The organism is Micromonospora sp. NPDC023633, assembly GCF_040640035.1.
Classification (GTDB): Bacteria; Actinomycetota; Actinomycetes; order Mycobacteriales; family Micromonosporaceae; genus Micromonospora.
Window position 1 is genome coordinate 1 of sequence record NZ_JBFABB010000181.1, and the last position, 10,018, is coordinate 10,018.

Below are 10,018 nucleotides of genomic sequence, written 5' to 3' on the forward strand. Positions count from 1 at the left end.
GTCGCGGCCGTGAACGGTCCCAGCACCGTGGTGGTGTCGGGTCCGCCGCAGCCGGTCGCCGACCTCGTCGAGGCGTGCCAGGCCGAGGGTGTGCGGGCGCGGTTGATCCCGGTGGACTACGCGTCGCACTCGGCGGCGGTGCAGGACGTCGCGGAACAACTCCGGGCCGACCTGGCCGACGTCACCCCCCGCCAGGGGCACACCCGTCTCGTCTCCACGTTGACCGGGGACTGGGTGGAGCCGTCCTCGATGACGGCGGACTACTGGTACGACAACCTGCGGCAGACGGTGCGGTTCGACGCCGCCGTGCGGGTGGCGATCGCCGCCGGGCACACCACGTTCGTCGAGATCAGCCCTCACCCCGTGTTGACGATGCCGGTGACGGCGATCCTCGACGACACCGGGGCCAGCGGGCACACGCTGGGCAGCCTGCGGCGTGGTGACGACGACCCGACGCGGCTGCTGACGAACCTCGCCACCGCCCACACCATCGGCCTGCCCGTCGACCTGACCACGGTCCTCGCCGGGACCGACATCGTGGCGCTGCCCACGTACGCCTTCGACCGGAGCCGGTTCTGGCCGACCACGACGACCGGGCAGGACGGCACCGAGGAGACCCCGAGCGGCGTCGACTCCGCGTTCTGGGCGGCCGTCGAACGCGAGGACCTGGCCGCGCTCGCGGAACTCACCGAGCAGGACGCGACGGAGTCCCTGGAACGGCTGGGCGCGGCCCTGCCGGTGCTCGCCTCCTGGCGGCGCCAGCAGCGCAACCGCTCCACCCTGGACGACCTGCGGTACCGCAGCGTCTGGCAGCCGTACACCGGCACGCCCGTCAGCTTCCTTCCCGGCGCCTGGTGGGTGATCGCCGACGAGCGGCACCCGGAGGAGGGCGAGGCCGCCGTCGCCGAACTGGCCCGCCGGGGGGCCGACGTCCGGCTGGTGGCGTTGCCGGAGGACCTGACCGACCGGGCCGCCCTCGCCGCGCACCTGACCAGCGCCACCCGCACCGCCGACGGCGGAGCGGCCCCGGTGGACGGGGTGCTGTCGCTGCTCGCCCTCGCCGACGGTGCGGTCGACGACACCCAGCCGGTGCCGCCCTTCCTTGCCCGCTCGCTGGCGCTGATCCAGGCGCTCGGCGACCTCGACGTCGCCGCGCCGCTGTGGTGCGTCACCCGGGGCGCCGCCGGCACCACCCGGGGCGGAGCGCCCGGTCGACCGGAGCAGTCGCTGCTCTGGGGCCTCGGCCGGGTCGTCGCCCTGGAACACCCCGAGCGGTGGGGCGGCCTGGTCGACGTCCCGGCCACCCTGGACGACCACGGCTGGGACCTGCTCTGCGCCGCGCTCGCCGGCCTCGACGGCGAGGACCAGCTCGCGGTCGACGGCGCCACCATCCTGGTACGCCGGCTGGTGCGGGCGCCCGGTGGCGAGGCGGCCACCGACGAGGCCGGCTACCCGGGCACGACGCTGGTCACCGGCGGCACCGGCGCGCTCGGCGCGGAGGTGGCCCGCTGGCTGGCCGCCCGGGGAGCCGAGCACCTGATGCTGGTCAGCCGTCGCGGCGCGGACGCCCCCGGCGCCACCGAGCTGGCCCGGGAGCTGACCGAGGCGGGCACCCGGGTGACCGTCGCGGCCTGCGACGTGGCCGACCGGGCGGCGCTGGCGAAGCTGCTCGACGAGGTGCCGGCCGACGCGCCGCTGACCAGCGTGGTGCACGCGGCCGGCGTCCTGGAGGACGGGGTGCTCGACGGGCTCACCGCCGACCGCCTCGCCACCGTCCTGCGACCCAAGGTGCTCGGCGCCCTGCACCTGCACGAGCTGACCGTCGGGCGGGAGCTGCGCGCGTTCGTGCTGTTCTCCGCGATGGCCGGGCAGCTCGGCGCCGCCGGTCAGGGCAGCTACGCCGCCGCCAACGCCTATCTCGACGCCCTCGCCGAGCAGCGGCACCGGCAGGGTCTGCCGGCCACCTCGGTCGCCTGGGGTCCCTGGGCGGCCGGCGGGATGGCCGCCGCCGACCAGGCCGTGGAGGAGCGCCGCCGGCGCACCGGCGTGGCCCGCCTCGACACCGGGCCCGCGCTCACGGCGCTCGCGCAGTGCGTCGCGCGGGGCGAGCCGGCGACGATGGTGGCCGGCATCGACTGGGCCCGGTACGTGCCCGGGTTCGTCGCCGTCCGGCCCAGCCCGCTCATCGCGGGCGTGGCCGAGGCGCGGCGGGCGGTCGCCGAGCGCGCCGAGGACACCGGCGTGTCCGCGGAGTCCCTGACCGCCCTGCTCGCCGGGCAGACCGACGCCGAACGCCGCAAGACCCTGCTGGAGCTGGTACGCGGGCAGGCCGCCGCGGTGCTCGGACACGCCTCCATGGACGCCGTGGAGCCGGACCGGGCGTTCCGGGAACTCGGCTTCGACTCGCTGACCGCCGTGGAGCTGCGCAACCGGCTCACCGCGGCGACCGGCGTGCGGCTGCCCGCCACGGTGGTCTTCGACTACCCGACCGCCGCCGGGCTGGCCGAGTACGTACGGGCCGCGATCGTCGACGGCGGGGTGGTCGGGGTCGCACCGGTCTTCGGTGAGCTGGACAGGTTGGAAGCGGCGCTCTCCGGCTCGGCGCCGGACCGGAGCGCCCGAATTCGGATCACCGAGCGACTGCGGGCGCTGCTGGCCTCCCTCAACGAGGCCGACGCGCCGGCGGCCGGCGACACCGTCGCCGAGAAGCTCCAGGACGCGACGCCGGACGAGGTCTTCGACTTCATCGACCGCGAGCTGGGGATGTCCTGACGTGATCGCTGCTGCGACGACGGGTCAACACAAGGAGTGCGCGGTCCATGGCTGACGAGGCGAAGCTTCTCGACTACCTCAAGCGGGTCACCGCTGACCTGCACCAGGTGCGTCAGCGCCTGCGCGAGGTGGAGGCCGGTGAACAGGAACCGGTCGCCATCGTCTCCATGAGCTGCCGCTTCCCCGGCGGAGTGCGGTCGCCCGAGGACCTGTGGGAGGTCGTCGCGGCCGGTCGGGACGTGGTCTCCGACTTCCCGGAGGACCGCGGCTGGGACCTCGGGTCGCTCTACGACAGCGACCCGGAGCAGGCCGGCACGTCGTACACCCGCCAGGGCGGCTTCGTCCACGACCTGGCCGACTTCGACCCGGGCTTCTTCGCGATCTCCCCCCGCGAGGCGTTGGCGATGGACCCGCAGCAGCGCTGGCTGCTGGAGACCTCGTGGGAGGCCCTGGAGCGGGCCGGCATCGACCCGCACTCGCTGCGCGGCAGCCGCACCGGCGTCTTCGCCGGCAGCACCGGTCAGGACTACGGCACCGTGCTCATGGGCGCCGCGCAGGGCCTGGAAGGGCACCTGATGACCGGCAACGCCGGCAGCGTGGTCTCCGGCCGGATCGCCTACACCTTCGGGCTGGAGGGGCCGGCGGTCACCATCGACACCGCCTGCTCGTCCTCCCTGGTCGCCCTGCACCTCGCGGGGCAGGCGCTGCGGCAGCGGGAGTGCACCCTCGCCATCGTCGCCGGCGTCACCGCGATGTGCACCCCGGCCGCCTTCGTCGAGTTCTCCCGGCAGCGCGGCCTCGCCGCCGACGGCCGGTGCAAGGCGTTCGCCGCCGCCGCGGACGGGACCGGCTGGTCCGAGGGCGTCGGCGTCCTGCTGCTGGAACGGCTCTCGGACGCGCAGCGCAACGGCCACCCGATCCTCGCCGTGGTGCGGGGCAGCGCGGTCAACCAGGACGGCGCGTCCAACGGCCTGAGCGCCCCGAACGGGCCGTCGCAGCAGCGGGTGATCCAGCAGGCCCTGGCCAACGCCGGCCTCGCCGCCGGCGGCGTGGACGTGGTGGAGGCGCACGGCACCGGCACCCGGCTCGGCGACCCGATCGAGGCGCAGGCGCTGCTGGCCACGTACGGACAGGACCGGGGGGACTCCGCGCCGCTGCTGCTCGGGTCGGTCAAGTCGAACATCGGGCACGCCCAGGCCGCCGCCGGTGTCGCCGGTGTGATCAAGATGGTGATGGCGATGCGGCACGGCGTCGTGCCGCCCACCCTGCACGTCGACGAGCCGACCCCCGAGGTCGACTGGTCGGCCGGCGAGGTCTCGCTGGTGACCGAGGCGACGCCGTGGCCGGCGGTGGGCCGGCCGCGCCGCTCGGCGGTCTCCTCGTTCGGGGTGTCCGGCACCAACGCGCACACCATCCTGGAGCAGGCCCCGGAGCCCTCGCAGTCCCCGTCGGGCGCCGCCGCGCCGGTGGTCGAGCGGCCGGTCGTGCCGGTGCCGGTGTCGGCCCGGGACGCGGCCGGTCTCGCCGCTCAGGCGGGCCGCTGGGCGGCCCGGCTGGCCGCCGACGAGACCCTGCGCCCCCTGGACGTGGCGTTCTCGTCGGTCACCTCCCGCTCCACCCTGGACCACCGGGCCGTGGTCTCCGCGACCGGCCGCGACGACCTGCTGGCCGGGCTGCGCGCCCTCGCCGCCGGGGAACCGTCCGGCGCGGTCGTCACGGGCCAGGCCGGCGGCCGCGGTTCGCTGGCGGTGCTCTTCTCCGGCCAGGGCGCGCAGCGCGCCGGCATGGGCCGGGAGCTGTACGGAACGTTCCCGGTCTTCGCCGCCGCGTTGGACGAGGTGTGCGTGTACCTGGATGCGTTGCTGCCGCGCCCGTTGCGGGAGGTGCTGTTCGCGGAGGCGGGCACGGCCGAGGCGGCGTTGCTGGATCAGACGGTCTTCACCCAGGCCGGTCTGTTCGCGGTCGAGGTGGCGCTGTTCCGGCTCGTTGAGTCGTTCGGGGTCACGCCGGAGTTCGTGGGTGGGCACTCGATCGGTGAGGTCGCCGCGGCGCATGTGGCGGGGGTGCTGTCCCTGGCCGACGCGGCGGCGTTGGTGGCGGCGCGGGGCCGGCTGATGCAGGCGCTGCCCACCGGCGGTGGGATGCTGGCCGTCGCGGCCGCCGAGGCCGACGTCCTCGCCACGCTGGACTCCCTCGCCGGCCGGGTGGGCGTCGCGGCCGTGAACGGACCGACCTCGGTGGTCGTCTCCGGCGACGTGGCGGCCCTGGCAGAGGTCGAGCGGACCTGGCGGGACCGGGGCGCGCGCACGCGCCGGCTCACGGTCAGCCACGCGTTCCACAGCCCGCTGATGGAGCCGATGCTCGCCGAGTTCCGCGCCGTCCTGACCGGGCTGACCTTCGCCGCGCCGGCGCTGCCGGTCGTGTCGAACGTGACCGGGTCGCTCGCCGACGCCGACGAGATCCGCACCGCCGACTACTGGGTGCGCCACGTGCGGGAGGCGGTCCGGTACGCCGACGGGGTCGCCGCGTTGCGGGCCGCCGGGGTCGACACGTTCCTGGAGGTCGGGCCGCAGAGTGTGCTGACCGCGATGGCGGCCGACATCCTGCCCGGCGAGGACGCGGTGCTGAGCGTCGCCGTGCAGCGCAAGGACCGGTCCGAGGCGCAGGGGTTGCTGGCCGGGCTGGCCGAGTTGCACGTGCACGGGGTGGCGGTGGACTGGCAGCCGTGGTTCGCCGACACCGGCGCCCGGCGGGTGGACCTGCCCACGTACGCCTTCCAGCACCAGCGCTACTGGCCCGAGGCGGGGGCCGGGTGGACCGGCGACGTCACCGCGGTCGGCCTGCGGCCCGCGCAGCACCCCCTGCTCGGGGCCGCCGTCGGCGTCGCGCACGCCGAGGGCTTCCTGTTCACCGGCCGGCTGGCCCGGCGTACCCACCCGTGGATCTCCGACCACGTCGTCTTCGACACCGTGCTGCTGCCCGGGACGGGCTTCGTCGAACTCGCCCTCCAGGCCGGCGCGCACGTCGGCGCGGACCACGTCCGCGAACTCACCCTGGAATCGCCGCTGATCCTGCCGGAGACCGGGGGCGTGGACATCCAGCTCTGGATCGGCCCGGCGGACGAGACCGGCTGCCGGTCCGTGTCGCTGCACTCCGCCCAGGACGGCGAGCCGACCGAGGGCGCCGGCGAGCGGGCGTGGACCCGCAACGCCAGCGGCGTGCTGGCCAGCGGCCCCGCCACGCCGAGCGGCCCCGCCGGCTGGTCCGACCTGACCACCTGGCCCCCGCCGGGCGCGACCGAGGTCGGCACCGACGACCTGTACCTCAACCTCGCCGCCCAGGGCTACGACTACGGCCCGTCGTTCATCGCGCTGCGCTCCGCCTGGCGGCGCGGCGACGACCTCTTCGCCGAGCTGGCGCTGCCCGAGGCCCCCGCCGCCGAGGCCGGCGGGTACGGCCTGCACCCGGCGCTGCTCGACGCGGCGCTGCACACCCTCGGCCTGACCACGCCGGCCGGGGAGCCGTCCGGGGCGGACATGCCCCCCGGGTACGGTCGGCTGCCGTTCTCCTGGAACGACGTCGCCCTGCACGGCGCCGGGGCCGCGGCGGCCCGGGTCCGGGTCTCGCACACCGGTCCCGACAGCATCTCGCTGCTGCTCACCGACGTCACCGGTGCGCCGGTCATCTCCGTCGGCTCCCTCGTCCTGCGGCCGGTCTCCGCCGACCAGCTCCGCACCGCCGGGGGCGGCGGCACCGAGTCGCTGTTCCGGGTCGAGTGGGCCCCGCTCGCGCTGGCCGCCGGCCCGTCGACCGTCGACTGGGCGGTGCTCGGCGAGGCGGCGCCGCTCACGGACGCGGTCGCGGCCACCGGTACGGCCGTGGCGGCGTACCCCGACCTGACCGCCCTGGCCACGGCGATGGACGACGGGACGGACGCACCCGGCGTGCTGGTCGTGCCGTTCCTCGACCCGCCCGCCTCGGCGGACGTGCCCCAGGTCGTCGCCGAGGTGACCCACCGGGCGCTCGCCGTGCTCCAGCAGTTCCTCGCCGACGACCGCTACGCGACCTCCCGGCTGGTCGTGCTGACCCGGGGCGCGGTCGCCGCCGACCGGGACACCGACCTGACCGACCTGGCCGGCGCCGCCGTGATCGGCCTGCTCCGCTCCGCCCAGTCGGAGAACCCCGACCGGTTCGTGCTGGTCGACGTCGACGACGTGGCCGGCTGCGCCGCCGCGCTCGTCCCGGCCGTCGCGACCGACGAGCCGCAGGTCGTGATCCGCGCAGGCGTCGCCGCCGGCGCCCGGCTCACCCGGGTCCCCGCCCCGGCCGAGCCCCCGGCCGCCCCGTTCGACGGGGACGGAACCGTCCTGATCACCGGCGCCACCGGCACCCTCGGCCAGCTGATGAGCCGGCACCTGGTGACCACCTACGGCGTCCGGCACCTGATCCTCACCAGCCGGCGTGGCCGGGCCGCCGAGGGCGTCGCCGAACTCTGCGCCGAGTTGGAGGCGCTCGGCGCGAGCGTCGCCGTCGCCGCCTGCGACGTCGCCGACCGCGGCGCCGTGGCCGAGCTGCTGGCCGGCATCCCGGCGGAGCACCCGCTCACGGCCGTCATCCACGCCGCCGGCGTCCGCGACGACGGGGTCATCTCCTCGCTCACCCCCGAGCGCATGGACGGCGTGCTGCGGCCCAAGGTCGACGCCGCCTGGAACCTGCACGAGCTGACCGCCGAGCTCGACCTGAAGGCGTTCGTCTCGTACTCCTCGCTCGCCGCCACCGCGGGCGGCCCGGGCCAGGGCAACTACGCCGCCGCCAACGCGTTCCTCGACGGGCTGGCCCAGCACCGCAAGGCGCGCGGCCTCGCCGCGCTCACCCTCGCCTGGGGCCTCTGGGCCGACCGCAGCGGCATGACGACCGAGCTGGACGACGTCCACCTCAACCGGATCTCCCGCTCCGGCGTCGCCGCCATGGAGGCCGAGGAGGGGCTCGCCCTCTTCGACGCGGCCTGCCGCACCACCGACGCCGCGCTCGTCCCGGCCCGGCTCGACCTCGCCGCGATGAAGGTGCAGTTCGCCGGCGGGAGCATCCCGCCGCTGTACCGGGCGCTGATCCGCACGCCCGCCCGCGCCGCCGCGGCCACCACCGGCGCGTCGCTGGTGCAGCAGCTCGCCGGGCTCGGCGAGTCCGAACGGGCCGCCGCGCTGGTCGAGATCGTCCGGGGCCAGGCCGCCGCCGTGCTCGGCTACCCCGACCCGGCGGCCATCGAGCCGCGCCGCGCGTTCAGCGAGTTCGGCTTCGACTCGCTCACCGCCGTCGAGATGCGCAACCGGCTCAACAACGCGTTCGGGATGCGGCTGCCGGCCACCCTGGTCTTCGACTACCCGACCCCGCACGACCTGGCGGCCTTCCTGGGTACGGAGATCGCCGGCACCCCGGTTCCCGTGCGGCCCACGACCACCACCGTGTCGGTGGGCGACGACGAGCCCCTCGCGATCATCGGGATGGCCTGCCGGCTGCCCGGCGGGGTGGGGTCGCCCGACGACCTGTGGCGGCTGGTGGTCGACGGCGTCGACGCGATCACCGACCTGCCGACCGACCGGGGCTGGGACCTCGACAGCCTCTACAGCCCCGACCCGGACGCCAGCGGCACCTTCTACGCCCGGGGCGGCGGCTTCCTCAGCGGCGTCGACCGGTTCGACCCCGGCTTCTTCGGCATCTCGCCCCGCGAGGCCCTGGCCATGGACCCGCAGCAGCGGCTGCTGCTGGAGACCACCTGGGAGTCCTTCGAGTCGGCCGGCATCGACCCGGCCGCCGTACGCGGCAGCAGCACCGGCGTCTTCGTCGGCACCAGCGGCCAGGACTACGGCTCGCTGCTCGCGTACTCGCCGGAGGCCGCCGAGGGTTACATGCTGACCGGGATGACCAGCAGCGTCATCTCGGGTCGGGTGGCGTACACGTTCGGGCTGGAGGGGCCGGCGGTGTCGCTGGACACGGCCTGCTCGTCGTCCCTCGTCGCGCTGCACTGGGCCGGGCAGGCGCTGCGGCGCGGCGAGTGCGACATGGCCCTCGCCGGGGGCGTCATGGTGATGGCCACCCCGACCGCGTTCGTCGAGTTCTCCCGGCAGCGCGGCCTGGCCGCCGACGGCCGGTGCAAGTCGTTCGCCGCGTCCGCCGACGGCACCGGCTGGTCCGAGGGCGTCGGCATGCTGCTCGTGCAGCGGCTCTCCGACGCCCGCAGGCAGGGCCGCACGGTCCTCGCCGTGGTGCGGGGCTCGGCCATCAACCAGGACGGCGCCTCCAACGGGCTGACCGCCCCGAACGGTCCGTCGCAGCAGCGGGTGATCCGGCAGGCGCTGGCGTCGGCGCGGTTGTCCACCGCCGACGTGGACGTGGTCGAGGCGCACGGCACGGGCACGACGCTGGGCGACCCGATCGAGGCGCAGGCGCTGCTCGCCACGTACGGGCGGGACCGACCGGCCGACCGGCCGCTGCTGCTCGGCTCGATCAAGTCGAACATCGGCCACGCGCAGGCCGCCGCCGGCGTCGCCGGTGTCATCAAGATGGTGCAGGCCATCCGGCACGGGATGGTGCCGGCGACGCTGCACGTGGACGAGCCGTCCCCGCACATCGACTGGACCTCCGGCGCCGTCGAGCTGGCGACGGAGTCGCGGCCGTGGCCGGCGGTGGAGCGGCCGCGTCGGGCGGCGGTGTCGTCGTTCGGCATCTCCGGCACCAACGCCCACGTCATCATCGAGCAGGCCGACGAGCCGTTCGAGGTCGCCGCTCCGGCCGAGCCCGGCCCGGGCCTGGTGGCGTCGGACGTCGTGGTGTGGCCGGTGTCGGCGCGCTCGAAGGCCGCCCTGGCCGGTCAGGCGGCCCGCCTGGCGGAGTTCGTGCGCGGGCGCGGCGAGATCGATCCGGCGGCGGTGGGCTGGTCCCTCGCCACCACCAGGTCGGTGTTCGACCAGCGCGCCGCCGTGGTCGGCTCGACTGTCGATGACCTGCTGGCGGGGCTGGACGCGCTGGCGTCCGGCTCGCCGGCCGGCAACGTCGTCGCCGGCACGGCCTCGCCCCACGGCGCGGGCCCGGTGTTCGTGTTCCCGGGGCAGGGCGCGCAGTCGGCGCGGATGGCCGCCGGCCTGGTCGGTCGGACGCCGGTGTTCGACGCGCGGTTGGCCGAGTGCCAGCGGGCTCTCGCGCCGTATCTGGACGTGGACCTCGTGTCGGTGCTGACGGGCGAGGACGA

General features: G+C 75.8%; 2 protein-coding genes. Both read left to right on the forward strand.

The window, feature by feature from the left end; translation table 11 throughout:
- A partial coding sequence (locus AB0G13_RS32035; RefSeq protein ID WP_357882581.1) for an SDR family NAD(P)-dependent oxidoreductase occupies positions 1-2,772 on the forward strand: 2,772 nt, incomplete at its 5' end.
- A gap of 47 nt (positions 2,773-2,819) precedes the next feature.
- Positions 2,820-10,018: type I polyketide synthase (locus tag AB0G13_RS32040; RefSeq protein WP_357882584.1), on the forward strand; the 7,199-nt coding region annotated here is incomplete at its 3' end.